This is a genomic window from Mesorhizobium sp. M7A.F.Ca.CA.002.05.1.1, from assembly GCF_003998335.1.
Classification (GTDB): Bacteria; Pseudomonadota; Alphaproteobacteria; order Rhizobiales; family Rhizobiaceae; genus Mesorhizobium.
Genome location: NZ_RZQI01000039.1, coordinates 1 through 15,326, shown reverse-complemented (window position 1 = coordinate 15,326; position 15,326 = coordinate 1). Strand labels below are relative to the sequence as shown.

The 15,326-nt window shown below is 63.3% G+C and carries 13 protein-coding genes and 2 pseudogenes; 6 read left to right on the top strand and 9 right to left on the bottom strand.

Translation table 11 applies throughout. The features are described from left to right. The 7 genes and pseudogenes from EN939_RS03990 to EN939_RS03965 form a co-directional block, all read right to left on the bottom strand. The coding region (locus EN939_RS03990) for a formate dehydrogenase subunit delta (RefSeq protein WP_127267012.1) at nt 1–302 on the bottom strand (302 nt) is incomplete at its 3' end. Then, nucleotides 292–1,122, bottom strand: coding sequence for a formate dehydrogenase accessory sulfurtransferase FdhD (gene fdhD, locus EN939_RS03985; RefSeq protein WP_127267011.1), 831 nt, complete (start codon nt 1,120–1,122; stop codon nt 292–294). The genes fdhD and EN939_RS03990, both read right to left, overlap by 11 nt. Nucleotides 1,123–1,124: 2 nt before the next feature. After that, a pseudogene (gene fdhF, locus EN939_RS03980) lies at nt 1,125–3,614 on the bottom strand (formate dehydrogenase subunit alpha); the annotation flags it as partial. 59 nt (nt 3,615–3,673) lie between these two features. Then, a pseudogene (locus EN939_RS40010) lies at nt 3,674–4,037 on the bottom strand (2Fe-2S iron-sulfur cluster-binding protein); the annotation flags it as partial. A 10-nt stretch (nt 4,038–4,047) separates the two neighbouring features. Next, entirely contained in the window at nt 4,048–5,604 is a 1,557-nt protein-coding gene (locus tag EN939_RS03975) for a formate dehydrogenase beta subunit (RefSeq protein ID WP_127267010.1), read from the bottom strand. Then, a complete protein-coding gene (locus tag EN939_RS03970) occupies nt 5,601–6,080 on the bottom strand; it encodes a formate dehydrogenase subunit gamma (RefSeq protein WP_127267009.1) in 480 nt (159 codons plus the stop codon). The genes EN939_RS03975 and EN939_RS03970 overlap by 4 nt, the downstream gene beginning before the upstream one ends. A gap of 176 nt (nt 6,081–6,256) precedes the next feature. After that, nucleotides 6,257–7,171 (bottom strand): LysR family transcriptional regulator, encoded by a 915-nt coding sequence (locus EN939_RS03965; RefSeq protein ID WP_127267008.1) that lies wholly within the window; start codon nt 7,169–7,171, stop codon nt 6,257–6,259. Between the two features lie 151 nt (nt 7,172–7,322). Between EN939_RS03965 and EN939_RS03960 the strand changes: the two genes are divergently transcribed. Then, on the top strand, nt 7,323–7,964 hold the full coding sequence (locus tag EN939_RS03960) for a DUF47 domain-containing protein (protein WP_127267007.1): 642 nt from the start codon (nt 7,323–7,325) through the stop codon (nt 7,962–7,964). A gap of 3 nt (nt 7,965–7,967) precedes the next feature. Next, nucleotides 7,968–8,972, top strand: coding sequence for an inorganic phosphate transporter (locus tag EN939_RS03955; protein WP_127267014.1), 1,005 nt, complete (start codon nt 7,968–7,970; stop codon nt 8,970–8,972). A gap of 11 nt (nt 8,973–8,983) precedes the next feature. Here the strand turns inward: EN939_RS03955 and EN939_RS03950 are convergent, their stop codons facing one another. Further along, nucleotides 8,984–9,361: a VOC family protein gene (locus EN939_RS03950; RefSeq protein ID WP_127267006.1), complete on the bottom strand. Its 378-nt coding sequence runs from the start codon at nt 9,359–9,361 to the stop codon at nt 8,984–8,986. 269 nt (nt 9,362–9,630) lie between these two features. On the opposite strand from EN939_RS03950, the gene EN939_RS03945 reads away from it, so the two are divergent. Beyond that, on the top strand, nt 9,631–10,812 hold the full coding sequence (locus EN939_RS03945; RefSeq protein WP_127267005.1) for an Mrp/NBP35 family ATP-binding protein: 1,182 nt from the start codon (nt 9,631–9,633) through the stop codon (nt 10,810–10,812). A 21-nt stretch (nt 10,813–10,833) separates the two neighbouring features. Here EN939_RS03945 and EN939_RS03940 read toward each other — a convergent pair whose 3' ends face one another. Further along, nucleotides 10,834–11,286 carry an SRPBCC family protein gene (locus EN939_RS03940; RefSeq protein WP_013528005.1) on the bottom strand — a complete coding sequence of 151 codons (453 nt, stop codon included), beginning with the start codon at nt 11,284–11,286 and terminating at the stop codon, nt 10,834–10,836. 146 nt (nt 11,287–11,432) lie between these two features. Between EN939_RS03940 and EN939_RS03935 the strand changes: the two genes are divergently transcribed. The 3 genes from EN939_RS03935 to EN939_RS03925 all read left to right on the top strand — a co-directional run. Then, the gene (locus EN939_RS03935) at nt 11,433–13,238 is read left to right on the top strand and encodes an IlvD/Edd family dehydratase (RefSeq protein ID WP_023811496.1); all 1,806 of its coding nucleotides are present in this window, start codon (nt 11,433–11,435) and stop codon (nt 13,236–13,238) included. 205 nt (nt 13,239–13,443) lie between these two features. Next, nucleotides 13,444–14,262 carry a chromate resistance protein ChrB domain-containing protein gene (locus EN939_RS03930; protein WP_127267013.1) on the top strand — a complete coding sequence of 273 codons (819 nt, stop codon included), beginning with the start codon at nt 13,444–13,446 and terminating at the stop codon, nt 14,260–14,262. After that, nucleotides 14,259–15,326 (top strand): chromate transporter (locus EN939_RS03925; RefSeq protein WP_164750878.1); only part of this gene is annotated, 1,068 nt, incomplete at its 3' end. The genes EN939_RS03930 and EN939_RS03925, both read left to right, overlap by 4 nt.

Genomic DNA, 15,326 nt, shown 5'->3' with positions numbered 1-15,326 from the left:
GAGGCGGCGACGTCGGCAGGGGAGGGCTCGAGTCCGAGTTTGAGGTCGGCCGCAGCCGGCGTGATCGGCCGCCTGATCCTGGCGGAGGCGGCCACCACCAACTCGTTGAAGTTCCCGGTGCCGTCGTCCAGCATTTCGAAGAACTGCCGCCGCATCCTCGGCTCCCAGAACTTGTTGATGTGCTCGGCGACGCCGGCAATGCCTTCCTCGCGCGGCTTGGAATGGAAGAAATCGGCGATCTGGTTTGCCATGCGCACCAGCTTCTCGGCGGTGCTCATAATGTGTTCTTCGTCATGCGACATGCTTGGCAACTCCGCAAACCACCCGGTCGGGGTGGGTGAAAATATCAAAATCGTCGCCGCGAACCAGCGCCACCAGCGTCATGCCGGCCTCTTGCGCCGTGCGGATGGCAAGTGCGGTCGGCGCCGAGACGGCGATGATGAAGGCCGAGCCGATAGAAGCCGTCTTCTGCACCATTTCGACCGACACCCTGGATGTCACCACCACAGCACCGGATGCGCCATCGATGCCGGCCCTGGCCAGCGCGCCGGCCAGCTTGTCGAGCGCATTGTGACGGCCGACATCTTCGCGCGCCATGACGATGCCCTTGCCAGGCATATAGAAACCGGCGGCGTGTACCGCTCCGGTCTCGGTGTGCAGCGGCTGCACTTTGGACAAAAGCTTGACCGAACGAGCGATGTCGTCGGCATCAAGCGTAAGGCTTGAGGCACCAACCGCATCGACCGAGCGCATCGCTTCCTCGATCGACTCGATGCCGCAAAGCCCGCAGCCGACCGGGCCGGCGAGCCTTCGCCGCCGCGCTTCGAAACGTGTGTTGGCTCGGTCCTTCAGCCGGATCTGAATGTCGATGCCGGCGCCATGGTCCTCGACCTCGATGGCTTCGATCTCTTCGGGCAAGGCGATGATGCCTTCGGTCAGCGAGAAGCCGAGCGCGAAATCCTCGAAATCCGCCGGGCTTGCCATCATCACCGCATGCGTGGTGCCGGCAAAGGAGAACGCCACCGGCGTCTCTTCCGGCACCATCCGGTTGGCAGCCGTCGTCCCAACCGCGCGGTGCGCCAGCCGCGATACCTGCGTCGTGGCTTTGCGGCGCGCGCTCAAGACTACTCCGCCGCCTGCAAAGACGCGATGCGCCGGCTCTGCTTGGCTTGCTCGTCATAGTCGCGCTGCCATTCCGACGGTCCGTTGGAGGCGCCGACCTGCACCGCCGTCACCTTGTATTCCGGACAATTGGTCGCCCAGTCGGAGAAGTCGGTGGTGATGACGTTGGCCTGCGTGTCCGGATGATGGAACGTCGTGTAGACCACGCCGGGCGACACCCGGTCGGTGATCAGCGCGCGCAGCGTCGTCTCGCCCGATCGGCTGGTCAGCCGGACCCAGTCGCCGTCGCGCAAACCGCGGTTCTCGGCATCGTGCGGATGGATCTCCAGCCGGTCCTCCGAGTGCCACATGCTGTTGTCGGTGCGCCTGGTCTGCGCGCCGACATTGTACTGTGACAGGATGCGGCCGGTGGTGAGCAGCAGCGGGAAGCGCGGTCCCGTCCTTTCGTCCGTCGCCACATATTCGGTCCGGATGAACTTGCCCTTGCCGCGCACGAACCCGTCAATATGCATGATCGGGGTGCCGAGCGGCGCCTTCTCGTTGCAGGGCCATTGCACGGATCCGACACGGTCGAGCAACTCGAAGGAGACGCCGGCGAAGCTCGGCGTGGTCATCGCGATCTCGTCCATGATCTCGGAGGGATGCTGATAGTTCCAGTCCAGCCCGATCGCGCGGGCAAGCTCCTGCGTCGCCTCCCAATCGGCGTAGCGCGCCTTCGGCTCAAGAACCTTGCGCACCATGTTGATGCGGCGCTCGGCGTTGGTGAAGGTGCCGTCCTTCTCCAGGAAAGTCGAGCCCGGCAGGAAGACATGCGCGTAGTTCGCCGTCTCGTTGAGGAACAGGTCGTGCACGACGACGCATTCCATCGCGGCAAGGCCGGCGGCGACATGCTTGGTGTCGGGATCGGACTGCAGAATGTCCTCGCCCTGGATGTAGATGCCCTTGAAGCTGCCGTCGACGGCGGCGTCGAGCATGTTGGGGATGCGCAGGCCGGGTTCGTCGTCCAGCTTCACGCCCCACAAGGTCTCATAGATATCGCGCACGGCTTCGCCGGAGATGTGGCGATAGCCCGGCAGTTCGTGCGGGAAGGAGCCCATGTCGCAGGAGCCCTGCACGTTGTTCTGGCCGCGCAGTGGGTTCACGCCGACGCCGGGCCGGCCGATATTGCCGGTGGCCATGGCGAGATTGGCGATTGCCATCACAGTGGTCGAGCCCTGGCTGTGTTCCGTCACGCCGAGGCCGTAATAGATCGCGCCGTTGCCGCCGGTGGCGTAGAGCCGCGCAGCGCCCCGGATCAGCTCTGGATCGACGCCGGACAATTTGCCGACGGTTTCGGGGCTGTTTTCCGGCAAGGCTACGAACGATGCCCAATCCTGGAACTCCGTCCAGTCGCAGCGTTCGCGGATGAAGGCTTCGTCGAACAGGCCCTCGGTGACGATCACATGCGCCAGCGCCGTCAGCACGGCCACATTGGTGCCGGGCTTCAGCGGCAGGTGATAATCCGCTTCGATATGGGCCGACTTGACCATCTCGGTGCGGCGCGGATCGAGCACGATCAGCTTGGCGCCCTGGCGCAGCCGCTTCTTCAGCCGCGAGGCGAACACCGGGTGAGCGGAAGCCGGATTGGCGCCGATGATGACGGCGACGTCGGTGAAGTCGACGGAATCGAAATCCTGCGTGCCGGCCGAGGTGCCATAGGTCTGGCCGAGCCCGTAGCCCGTCGGCGAATGGCAGACGCGTGCGCAGGTGTCGACATTGTTGTTGCGGAAACCCTGCCGCACCATCTTCTGGACGAGATAGGTTTCCTCGTTGGTGCAGCGCGACGAGGTGATGCCGCCGATCGCAGTGCGTCCGTACTGGTACTGGATGCGGCGGAATTCCTTGGCCGTATGGGCGATCGCCTCTTCCCAGCTCACCTCGCGCCACGGGTCGGTGACCTTTTCGCGGATCATCGGCGACAGGATGCGGTCCTTGTGGGTGGCGTAGCCATAGGCGAAACGGCCCTTGACGCAGGAATGGCCGTGGTTCGCCTTCCCCTCCTTATAGGGCATCATGCGAACGACTTCGTCACCCTTCACCTCGGCCTTGAACGAGCAGCCGACGCCGCAATAGGCGCAGGTGGTAACAGCCGAGCGCTCCGGCAGGCCCTTGGCAAGCACCGTCTTCTCGCGCAGCGCATCGGTCGGACAGGCCTGCACGCAGGCGCCGCAGGACACGCATTCCGAATCGATGAACGCCTCGTGCATCCCCGCCGAAACCCGGGATTCGAAGCCTCGTCCCTCGATGGTCAGCGCGAAGGTGCCCTGCACCTCTTCGCAGGCCCGCACGCAGCGCGAGCAGACGATGCATTGCGAGGCATCATAGGTGAAATAGGGGTTGGATTCATCGCGGGCGATGTAGTCGACCGCCAGCGAGCCATGGCCGGGCGCCACGCCACCTTCCGGCTTGACGTGGTTGCGGCCTTCGATGCCGTAGCGGTTCTCGGTCAGGCCGATCGACTTCGCCACCGCATCGAACTCGCTCGCGCCGGTTCCGGCCTGTTCGTTCCAGCCGGTCGGATGATCGGAGACGTAGAGCTCCATGACGCCGCGGCGAATGGCATCGAGCCGCTCGGTCTGCGTGCGCACGATCATGCCTTCGCCGACGGGCGTCGTGCACGATGCCGGCGTGCCGCCGCGTCCTTCGATCTCGACAAGGCAGACACGGCACGAACCGAAGGAGTCCAGCATGTCGGTGGCGCAAAGCTTCGGGATCTCGACCCCGCCTTCCATCGCGGCACGCATGATCGAGGTGCCTTCCGGCACGGTGATGCTGCGACCGTCGACGTTCAGCGTGACCTGCTTCTGCGCCTTCGATTGCGGGGTTCCGTAGTCGATCTCTTCGACGAGGGAGGGGAAGTCGGCCTTGATGTTCATCTGCCAGCTCCTATTCGGCAGCCACGCGCACGGGCGCTGGCTTGAAGTCGTCGGGGAAATGGGTAATCGAGCTCATCACGGGATAGGGCGTGAAGCCGCCCAGCGCGCAGAGCGAACCGAACTTCATCGTGTTGCAGAGGTCGGTGACCAGAGCGAGGTTCTTCTCCGGCTCGATGCCCGCGACTATTCTGTCGATGGTCTCGACACCGCGCGTCGAGCCGATGCGGCAGGGCGTGCACTTGCCGCAGCTTTCGATGGCGCAGAACTCCATGGCAAAGCGCGCCTGTTTCAGCATATCGGCGGTGTCGTCGAACACCACGATGCCGGCATGGCCGATCAGCCCGTCCTTTGCCGCGAAGGCTTCATAATCGAACGGCGTGTCGAACAGCGCGCGCGGGAAGTAGGCGCCGAGCGGCCCGCCGACCTGCACCGCCTTGACCGGTCGCCCCGTGGCCGTGCCGCCGCCGATCTCGTCGACGATCTCGCCCAGCGTCATGCCGAAAGCGGCTTCGAACAGGCCGGCATATTTGACGTTGCCGGCGATCTGGATCGGGATCGTGCCGCGCGAGCGGCCCATGCCGAAATCCTTGTAGTAGGCCGCACCCTTGTCCATGATGACAGGCACCGAGGCCAGCGAGATGACATTGTTGATCACCGTCGGCTTGCCGAACAGCCCCTTATGCGCCGGCAGCGGCGGCTTTGCGCGCACCATGCCGCGCTTGCCCTCGAGCGAATCGAGCAGCGCCGTCTCCTCCCCGCAGACATAGGCTCCGGCGCCGACCCGGATCTCCATGTCGAACGCGTAAGGTGAACCCAGCACGCTGGCGCCAAGAACGCCGGCCTTGCGGGCGACCTCGACGGCCTTGTTCATCACCGCCACCGCATGCGGATATTCCGAGCGGACATAGACAAAGCCCTTGGTCGCGCCCGTGGCTATACCGGCGATCGTCATGCCTTCGATCAGCACAAACGGATCGCCCTCCATTATCATGCGGTCGGCGAAGGTGCCTGAATCGCCTTCGTCGGCGTTGCAGACGATGTATTTGCGGTCGCCTGCGGTATCGAGCACCGTTTTCCACTTGATGCCGGTCGGGAAGCCGGCGCCGCCGCGCCCGCGCAGGCCCGATTCGGTAACCTGGGCGACGATGTCGGCAGGCGTCAGTGCCAGCGCGTTCGTCAGTCCGTTCAACCCGCCATGCTTCTTGTAGGATTCGAGCGAAAGCGGATCCGTGACGCCGCAGCGCGCGAAGGTCAGCCGCGTCTGCTTGGCGAAGAAGGGGATCTTGTCCGGTGAGCCCAGCCAGCGCTTGTGATGGCCGCCGGTGAGAAAGCCGCCGTCGAACAGGCTTTTGACGTCGGACGGCTTTACCGGCCCATAGGCGACGCGGCCGTTCGCTGTCGCAACTTCGACCATTGGTTCGAGGAAATAGGCGCCGCGCGACCCGTTGCGCACGATCTTGGCTTCGATGCCGCGCTCGGCGAGTTCGCCGGCGATCGCCTTGGCGACCTTTTCGGCGCCAAGCGCCAGCGCACCGGAATCGCCGGGAATGTAGATGCGCGGGATCATGAGCGCACCTCTGCAACGATCTCGTCGAGCTTCTCGTCATTGAGCCGCCCGATCACCTCGCCATCCAGCATAGCAGCGGGCGAACAGGCGCACAGGCCGAGACAATAGACCGGCTCCAGCGTTACCGAACCGTCGCGGGTCGTCTCATGGAAGCCGATGCCCAGCAATTGCTTCAGCTTGGCGGCGATGGCGTCCGAACCCATCGACTGGCAGGATTCCGCCTGGCAGAGCTTCAGCACATGCCGGCCTGCCGGGTGGCTGCGGTAATCATGATAGAAGCTGACGACGCCGTGCACCTCGGCCCTGGAAATGTTCAGCGCCTCGGCGATGACCGGCAGCGCATCCTTGGGCACATGGCCGAACTCTTCCTGGATGCCGTGAAGGATCGGCAGCAACGGGCCTTCGAGGCCCTTCATCTCCTGGATGATCGCGACCGTGCGCGACGTGATCTCGGTACTTGCAGGCTGCATTGTCATGCAGCGCCCTCCCTATCGTAGCGACCCATACATATCGGCCAGAAGCATCAAGCTGTTTTGGAACAACGACATGCGCGTGCCGCTTTATCGCTAAGTGCTTAAGAAACCAGAGAAAACCTCTGAAATCAATAAAGCGGTTTCGTTGTACGATAGAAATTTTCTATCGTTCCGTTCGGCTAACTCTGTCTAGCGGAACGGTTTGCGTGGAAATCGTCCGCCAGCGCCATTGCCTCGTCCAGCAGCGCCGAGACCAAAGGTGTGTGCGGTTCGCGCGGTGTCGCCACCAGGCCGACCGTGTGGCTGGCATCCGGCTCGACAATCGGAATGGCCCGGATCGGCTCGGAAAAGCCGAATGTTTCCGCAAGGTTGAGCGGCATGATCGACGACCATTTGCCGGTGCGGATGTGCGAAAACAGCACGATCATCGAATTGGATTCCAGCGTCGGTCGCACCTGCACGCCGGCTTCGGCCAGATGCTGATCGATGATGCGACGGTTCTGCATGTCTGGCGTCAACAGGCACAGCGGCAGGCTTGAGAGCTCTGCCCATGTCACTTTGTCGCGGTCGGAATAGGGATTTCCCATCGCGGTGATCAGTTGGTAGCGCTCGTCATAGAGCGGCACGCTGGTCACCCGCCCCAGCGGCTCGTTGTCGAGATAGGTGATGCCGGCATCGATGTCGAAATTGCCGAGCAGCGACAGCACCTCGATCGAGGTCCGCGACAGCACCGAAAAGGTGACGCCTGGATGCTTTTCGCGAAACGGCGTCGTCAGCCGCGGCAGCATGGCGAGCGCCGTCGGAATGGCGGCGATGCGGATACGGCCCGAAAGTCCGTGGCGCGCCGCGCGCATTTCCTCGCGCATGGTCCTGGTGTCGCCGACGATGCGGCGTGCCCACACCAGCACCTGTTTTCCCTCCGGCGTCAGCCCCTGGAAGCGTGAGCCGCGCAGGACCAGCATGACGCCAAGCTGGCCCTCCAACTGCTTGATGCCGGCCGAGAGCGTCGGCTGGGTGACGCCGCATACCTCCGCCGCCCGGCCGAAATGCTCCTCCCTGGCGAGCGCGATGAAGAATTCCAGCTTGTCGATCATGCGATCTTTCCGGTGGTTCGCTGCAAGGTCGGGGAAATCGCGCCTCACCGCAAGCGCGATGCACAATTGCCCTGCATCCACACCTTTAAGCCGGCTACCTGTTTCCCGCGGCGCGATGCGGCGCTATGTGGATGAAACTGGGAGATCGACCATGCTGGGCTGGTTCCGCAAGCTTTTGCCGCGCGAAGATCGCTTCTTCGACCTGTTCGAACGACATTCGCGCACCGTGGTCGGCGGCGCCGAGGCGCTGGAGCAGCTTCTCCAGGGCAGGGATATCGACCTCTGGTGCCAGAAAATCGTCGATCTCGAAGATGAGGCCGACCACATCACCGCGGAAGTCCTGCTGGCGGTGCGGCGCTCCTTCATCACGCCTTTCGATCGCGGCGACATCAAGGACCTGATCCAGTCGATGGATGATGCCATCGACATGATGCACAAGACGGTCAAGACGGTGAAGCTGTTCGAGCGCAAGGAATTCGATCCGCTGATGCAGGAAATGGGTGGCGTCATCGTCGCCGCCGCCAAGCTGGTGGCCGAGGCGATCCCGCTGCTCAACAAGGTCGCGACGCACACGGTGCGCCTCAACGCCATCGCCGAAGAGGTGATGCGCGTCGAAAGCCGGGCCGACGACCTGCACGAGCAAGGGCTGAAGGATCTCTTCAGGAAGCACGGCAGCAGCGATCCGATGGCGTACATGATCGGCAGCGAGATTTATGGCCAACTGGAAAAAGTGGTCGACCGCTTCGAGGACGTCGCCAACGAGATCAGCGGCATCGTCATTGAGAATGTCTAGGTGATGGAAGCCACCATTGCCTTTCCCGTGCTGGTCGGCCTCGTCGGCGTCGCGCTGTTCTTCGACTTTCTCAACGGCTTGCACGATGCCGCCAACTCCATTGCCACCATCGTCTCCACCCGCGTGCTAAGGCCGCAATACGCGGTATTGTGGGCGGCTTTCTTCAACTTCATCGCCTTCATGTTCTTCGGCCTCCACGTCGCCGAGACAGTGGGCAAGGGTATCGTCGATGTCAGCATCGTCACCCCGGCGGTCATCTTCTCGGCGCTCGTCGGCGCCATAGTCTGGAACATCGTCACCTGGATCGCCGGCATCCCGTCGAGCAGCTCGCATGCGTTGATCGGCGGCCTGGTAGGTGCCGGTGTGGCAAAGGCAGGCGTGGGCGCCATCGTCTGGACAGGGCTTGGCAAGACGGTTGCGGCAATCGTCCTGTCGCCAGCGACCGGCTTTATCCTGGCGCTCATCCTGATTTTCGTCGTCTCGTGGCTCTTCGTGCGCCAGACGCCCTTTGCGGTCGACAGTACCTTCCGCGTCATGCAGTTCTTTTCCGCCTCGCTCTATTCGCTCGGGCACGGTGGCAATGACGCGCAGAAGACCATGGGCATCATTGCCGTGCTGCTCTATTCGCAAGGCATGCTCGGCGCGACTTTCCATGTACCGCTCTGGGTTGTCCTCACCTGTCAGGCGGCACTGGCGCTCGGCACCCTGTTCGGCGGCTGGCGCATCGTCCACACCATGGGCTCGAAGATCACGCGGCTGAACCCGATGCAGGGTTTTTGCGCCGAGACCGGCGGGGCGATCACCCTGTTTGCCGCGACCTGGCTCGGCATTCCCGTGTCGACCACGCACACCATCACTGGCGCCATCATCGGCGTCGGCGCCGCCCGCCGCGTCTCGGCCGTGCGCTGGGGCATTGCCGGCAACATCGTCATTGCCTGGATCGTCACCTTGCCGGCCACCGCTTTGATTTCGGCGCTCACCTACCTGGCGGTTGGCCTGGCGAGGTGACGTAAAGAAATCTACCTGTCCACAAGGTTCAGGATGTTGCCGTCCGGGTCCTTGAACCAGGCGACCTTCATTCCGTAACCGACGTGGAGATCGCCCTCCAGCGTCAAGCCCGGCATCTGATAGTGCTCGAAGGCGACGCCCTTCGTCTTCAGTTCCTTGACGATGTTGCCGATCTCGTCGCCAACCATCCAGGTTACCGCTGTCGCCTTGTTGGTTCCGGCAAATTGAGAATGATAGACGTTGAGGGTGGTATCGCCGCTTTTGTAGACGATCAGTTCGCCGCCCTCATCGTGCACCTGTTTCAGGCCAAGCGTTCCCTCATAGAAAGCCTTGGCTTTCGCGAGATCCTTCACCGCGAGATTGGCCGTTGCATTGCTGTTTGCGAGCATGATGGTCTCCTTTCCTGGTTGTCGACCCCGTGCTGGTCACCGAAATAGGTCGCCGCGATCGTTTGACGACTGTCGCTCGACCTGATTGTTGGCCGCATCGGCGCTCGATTATCTGGAAGACGTTTGGCGCGGATGAAATCCGACAGGACCCGCCGCTTTTCCAGGCACGCCAAGGCAGCCATTGCTCCACGGCTTGGTTCTGTCCGGAAACTGCATTATCTCAGGTGCAAGCTGCATCTCAGGCGCAAGCTGCGTAAGGAAAAACTGCCATGTCCGTCACCAAGGAAATCGTCACCGAGCGTCTGAAGACGGTCAACGGGCCGGATTTCACCGGCAACATCGTCGACCTCGGCATGGTTTCGGAGATTTTCATCGCCGACGGGAAGGTCTTCTTCTCGATTACCGTTCCCGCCGCTCGTGCCCAGGAAATGGAGCCGCTGCGCGCCGCCGCCGAGCGCGTCGTCAAGACAATCCCCGGGGTCGCCGGCGCGGTCGTCGCGCTGACGGCCGAGAAGAGGGGCGGCGGCATGGAGGCGCCGGTTCCGTCGCGCCCCGCACCCAGGCCCGTTCCGCCGGCTGCGCCCGCTGCCGCCGCGCCGCGTGCGGCTCCGCACGCGCCCGCCTCGCACAGTTCGGGCAAACGTGGCGTGCCCGGTATCGAGGCGATCATTGCCGTTGCTTCCGGCAAGGGCGGCGTCGGCAAGTCGACCACCGCCGTCAACATCGCGCTCGGCCTCGCCGCCAACGGCCTGCGCGTCGGCGTGCTGGATGCCGACATCTACGGACCGTCCATGCCCAGGCTGCTCAACATCCACGGCCGGCCGCAGACCGTCGACGGCAAGATCCTGAAACCGATGGAGAATTACGGCCTGAAGGTAATGTCCATGGGTTTCCTCGTCGACGAGGAAACGCCGATGATCTGGCGCGGCCCGATGGTGATGTCGGCGCTGACGCAGATGCTGCGCGAGGTCGAATGGGGCCGTCTCGACGTGCTCGTCGTCGACATGCCGCCCGGCACTGGCGACGCGCAGTTGACCATGGCCCAGCAGGTGCCGCTGGCTGGTGCTGTCATCGTCTCGACGCCACAGGACCTGGCCCTGATCGACGCGCGAAAAGGCCTCAACATGTTCAAGAAGGTCGACGTCCCGTTGCTCGGCATCGTCGAGAACATGAGCTATTTCATCGCCCCGGACACCGGCAAGCGCTACGACATCTTTGGCCATGGCGGCGCCCGCCGCGAGGCCGAGCGCCTCGGCGTCACCTTCCTCGGTGAGGTGCCGCTCGAAATGGGCATTCGCGAAAGCTCGGATGCCGGCACGCCGGTTGTCGTCTCCAAGCCCGATGGCCCCGAAGCGAAAATCTACCGCGACATCGCCTCGAAGGTCTGGGACCGGGTCAACGAAGAGCGTGGTGCGGCTGCTGCTGCCGTGCCGAGTATTGTGTTTGAATAGCAGGCGCCGCCGTGCTGCAGCCTAGGCCGCGCCGACCTTCTCGCCAAAGCTGGAAAAAAACTGTCCAGCCAGTTTCTTCGAGGTCGATTCGATCAGGCGGCTGCCAAGCTGTGCGATCTTGCCCCCGACATCGGCCTTGGCCGCGTAGTTCAATATCGTGGCGTCGGGTCCATCCGCCGTCAGCGTCACGTCGGCGCCCCCCTTGGCGAAGCCTGCAATGCCGCCCTTGCCTTCGCCCTGGATGGTGTAGGAGTGCGGCGGCTTCAGGTTCTTCAGCGTCACTTCGCCGTTGAACGTCGCCTTGATCGGTCCGATCTTCACCACCACGGTTGCCGCCATCTCGGTCGGCGACTTCATCTCCAGGCTCTGGCAGCCGGGAATGGTCGCCTTCAAGACCTCGGGATCGTTCAGCGCTTCCCACACTTTTTGCAGCGGTGCGGCAATGCGCTCCTCGCCTTCGATCACCAAAGCCATGAAAACCTCCCGGACAAGACTGCCCGAACCCGTAACGCACGGCTCGGTGCGTGTCTATCGCACCAAAGTCCGGTTGCGACCGCACGCCCTCTTGCCTGCTCCCGCGCGTTGCCATATCGATTTGTCTTACAAATACGGAGACCATGATGGCAGGCGCCCCCACCCATAAGAAAAAATTTCGCTCGCAGGAGTGGTTCGACAATCCCGACAATCCGGGCATGACGGCGCTCTATCTCGAACGCTATCTCAATTACGGCCTGACGCGCGCCGAACTGATGTCCGGCAAGCCGCTGATCGGCATCGCCCAGACCGGCTCGGATCTGTCGCCTTGCAACCGTCACCATATCGAACTCGCCAAGCGTGTGCGCGAAGGCATCGTCTCGATGGGCGGCATTCCCTTCGAGTTTCCTTGCCATCCGATCCAGGAGACCGGCAAGCGCCCGACCGCGGCACTTGACCGCAACCTTGCCTATCTCAGCCTTGTCGAGGTGCTCTACGGCTATCCGCTCGATGGCGTCGTGCTGACCATCGGTTGCGACAAGACGACACCGGCCCTGCTGATGGCGGCGGCCACCGTCAACATCCCGGCGATCGCCCTGTCGGTCGGCCCGATGCTCAATGGCTGGCACAAGGGCAAGCGCACCGGCTCCGGCACCATCGTCTGGGAATCACGCCAGCGCCTGTCGGCCGGCGAGATCGATTATGACGAGTTCATGGATATCGTCGCCTCGTCGGCGCCGTCCACCGGCTATTGCAACACCATGGGCACCGCCACCACGATGAACTCGCTGGCCGAGGCGCTTGGCATGCAGTTGCCGGGCTCGGCCGCCATTCCCGCGCCCTACCGCGAGCGCGGCCAGATTTCCTATGAGACCGGAAAACGCATCGTCGAGATGGTGCATGAGGATCTGAAGCCGTCCGACATCATGACGAGAGAGGCTTTCGAGAACGCCATCGTCGTCAATTCGGCCATTGGCGGCTCGACCAACGCGCCTATCCATCTCAACGCCATCGCCCGTCACCTTGGAGTCAAGCTCGACAATGACGACTGGCAGACGGTCGGCCTCAATGTGCCGCTGCTGGTCAATTTGCAGCCGACGGGCGAATATCTCGGCGAGGACTACCATCATGCCGGCGGCGTGCCGGCGGTCATCGCCGAACTGATGAAGGGCGGGCTGTTGCCGCATCCCGGCGCGCGCACCGTCAACGGCAAGTCGATCGGTGAGAACAGCGAGGGCGTTGCCAACGAAAATCCCGACGTCATCCGCTCTGTCGCCAAGCCGCTGAAGGCCAATGCCGGCTTCATCAATCTTCGGGGCAATCTGTTCGATTCGGCGATCATGAAGACCAGCGGCATCTCGCCGGAATTCCGCGAACGCTATCTCTCCAACCCCAAGGATCCCGAGGCTTTCGAAGGTAACGCCATGGTTTTCGACGGGCCGGAGGATTACCACGCCCGCATCGACGACCCGGCGCAAGGCATCGACGAACACACCATCCTGTTCATGCGCGGCGCTGGCCCGGTCGGCTATCCCGGCGGTGCCGAGGTCGTCAACATGCAGCCGCCGGCCTATCTCATCAAGAAGGGCATCCACGCGCTCGCTTGCATCGGTGACGGCCGCCAGTCGGGCACGTCGGGTTCGCCCTCGATCCTCAACGCCTCGCCGGAAGCGGCGATTGGCGGCGGACTGGCGCTGCTCAAGACGGGCGATCGTGTCCGCATCGACTTGCGCAAGGGTACGGCCGACATCCTCGTCACCGACGACGAGATCACCCGGCGCCGCGCCGAGTTGCAGAACAATGGCGGCTTCCACTATCCCAAGCACCAGACACCCTGGCAGGAGATCCAGCGCGGCATGGTCGCGCAGTTCTCGGAGGGGATGGTGCTGAAGCCGGCGGTGAAATACCAGGATGTCGCGCACACCAGCGGTGTCCCCAGAGACAATCATTGATACTGAATCGACGGATGGCGGCTTGATCAAATCAGGCCGCCATCGGTTTTCCGGTTATCCTGGCCGGGTAGGTCGAGAACGGTCACCGTCCTTGACAAGCGCGCCCAACAAATCCACCATCATGACAAGGGGTGCATCGCGACGACCCCGTGAGGCGTCAGCCCAACGTTCGCGTCCAAGCTTCTCTTTTCAGGAGGTGGACGCCATGCCGTCAACAACCGCTATCACCGTACCGCAATTGTCCCGGCTCATAGGTCTGCCGGGTGCACCTGTCATCATCGATGTTCGCATCGAAGAAGATTTCGAAGCCGATCCGCGCCTGTTGCCGGCCTCGTGCCGGCGCGATTTCAAAACCGTTTCGACCTGGGCGGCCGAGTTTGCCGACAAGCCGGTGGCCGTCGTCTGTCAGAAGGGGCAAAAGCTCTCGCAAGGCGTCGTCGCATGGATGCGCCATGAGGGGATATCAGCCGAATCCCTTGAAGGCGGCTTTGAGGCCTGGCGCGATGCCGGGGGGCTTCTGGTCCGCACCGCCAAGTTGCCGCCACGCAATGAAAAGGGCGCCACCGTCTGGGTGACGCGATCCCGCCCGAAGGTCGACCGCATCGCTTGCCCATGGCTGATCCGGCGTTTCCTCGACCCCGACGCGGTGTTCCTGTTTGTCGAACCCGCTGAAGTATTGGCTGTTGCCGACCGCTTTCAGGCCGTGCCGTTCGACATCGACAATGTGTTCTGGAGCCATCGCGGCGAACGCTGCACCTTCGACACGATGATCGAGGAGTTCGGGTTGGAATCCGGGGCGCTCGATCGCCTGGCGTTGATCGTGCGCGCGGCCGACACCGCAAGCCTCGACCTGGTGCCCCAGGCGGCCGGTTTTCTGGCTGCCTCGCTCGGTCTGTCGCGTATGTACCGCGACGATTTGGAACAACTGGAAGCAGGCATGCTGCTCTACGACGCGTTCTTCCGCTGGTGTCGCGACGCCACCGAAGAAACGCACAACTGGCCCGCTGCAGGTAAACCATCATGACCATTCTTGTCCCCGACAATAAGGCGGTGACCGTCGAGCCGCCGGCTGCGCCGACCTTCGCGGAAGCCACGAAGGTCTGGGCGAAAATCGGATTGCTCAGCTTTGGCGGTCCGGCCGGGCAGATCGCGCTGATGCACAAGGAACTGGTCGAGGAGCGGCGCTGGATCGGGGAACGGCGTTTCCTGCATGCGTTGAATTACTGCATGCTGCTGCCTGGCCCGGAAGCCCAGCAACTCGCCATCTACATCGGTTGGCTGCTGCACAGGACGGCCGGTGGCCTTGTTGCCGGCATCCTGTTCGTCGTGCCGGGCGCGCTCGTCATGCTCGCCTTGAGCAGCCTGTACGTCCTCTATGGCGACATGCCGCTCGTCGCGGCGCTGTTTTTCGGGGTGAAGGCGGCGGTGCTCGCCATTGTCATCGAGGCGGTGATCCGGATCGGGCGACGCGCCCTCAAGAACCGGGTCATGGTGTCGATCGCGGTCGCGGCGTTCATTGCCATCTATGCGTTGAATGTGCCGTTTCCGCTCATCGTCCTTCTCGCCGGCCTGACGGGATGGCTGGGGGACCGCGTTGCTCCCGGCCTGTTTTCCGGCTCGGCCCATGGCAAAGACGGTGTTGCCGACTCCAAGGGAGCGGTCGACCTGATGTTCGAGCGTGGCGAACTGGCCCATGTCAAACCTACCAAATGGCACGCGCCGCGCACCCTCGCCATCTGGCTGCCGATCTGGCTCGGGCCTGTTCTTTTGATCTGGTGGTTCACCGGCTCCGCAAGCGTCTGGACCGAGATAGGCCGGTTCTTCAGCCTGATGGCTGTCGTCACCTTCGGTGGCGCCTACGCGGTGCTCGCCTATGTCGCGCAGGCAGCCGTCCAGTCCTTCGGCTGGCTGGCGCCGGGTGAAATGGTGGACGGTCTTGGACTTGCAGAAACGACGCCAGGACCGCTCATCCTGGTGCTGCAGTTCGTCGGCTTCATCGCCGCGTTCCGCCATTCCGGCTCGCTCGACCCGTTGCTTGCCGGATCGCTGGGGGCGCTGCTCACCTTGTGGGTGACGTTCACGCCCTGC

Excerpts from the sequence above, each read along its gene's own strand:
- EN939_RS03970 (WP_127267009.1), bottom strand. The coding sequence starts at position 6,080 with ATGACAATGCAGCCTGCAAGTACCGAGATCACGTCGCGCACGGTCGCG.
- EN939_RS03955 (WP_127267014.1), top strand. The coding sequence starts at position 7,968 with ATGGAAGCCACCATTGCCTTTCCCGTGCTGGTCGGCCTCGTCGGCGTC.
- EN939_RS03965 (WP_127267008.1), bottom strand. The coding sequence starts at position 7,171 with ATGATCGACAAGCTGGAATTCTTCATCGCGCTCGCCAGGGAGGAGCAT.
- EN939_RS03960 (WP_127267007.1), top strand. The coding sequence starts at position 7,323 with ATGCTGGGCTGGTTCCGCAAGCTTTTGCCGCGCGAAGATCGCTTCTTC.
- EN939_RS03940 (WP_013528005.1), bottom strand. The coding sequence starts at position 11,286 with ATGGCTTTGGTGATCGAAGGCGAGGAGCGCATTGCCGCACCGCTGCAA.
- EN939_RS03975 (WP_127267010.1), bottom strand. The coding sequence starts at position 5,604 with ATGATCCCGCGCATCTACATTCCCGGCGATTCCGGTGCGCTGGCGCTT.
- EN939_RS03945 (WP_127267005.1), top strand. The coding sequence starts at position 9,631 with ATGTCCGTCACCAAGGAAATCGTCACCGAGCGTCTGAAGACGGTCAAC.
- EN939_RS03930 (WP_127267013.1), top strand. The coding sequence starts at position 13,444 with ATGCCGTCAACAACCGCTATCACCGTACCGCAATTGTCCCGGCTCATA.
- EN939_RS03950 (WP_127267006.1), bottom strand. The coding sequence starts at position 9,361 with ATGCTCGCAAACAGCAATGCAACGGCCAATCTCGCGGTGAAGGATCTC.
- EN939_RS03935 (WP_023811496.1), top strand. The coding sequence starts at position 11,433 with ATGGCAGGCGCCCCCACCCATAAGAAAAAATTTCGCTCGCAGGAGTGG.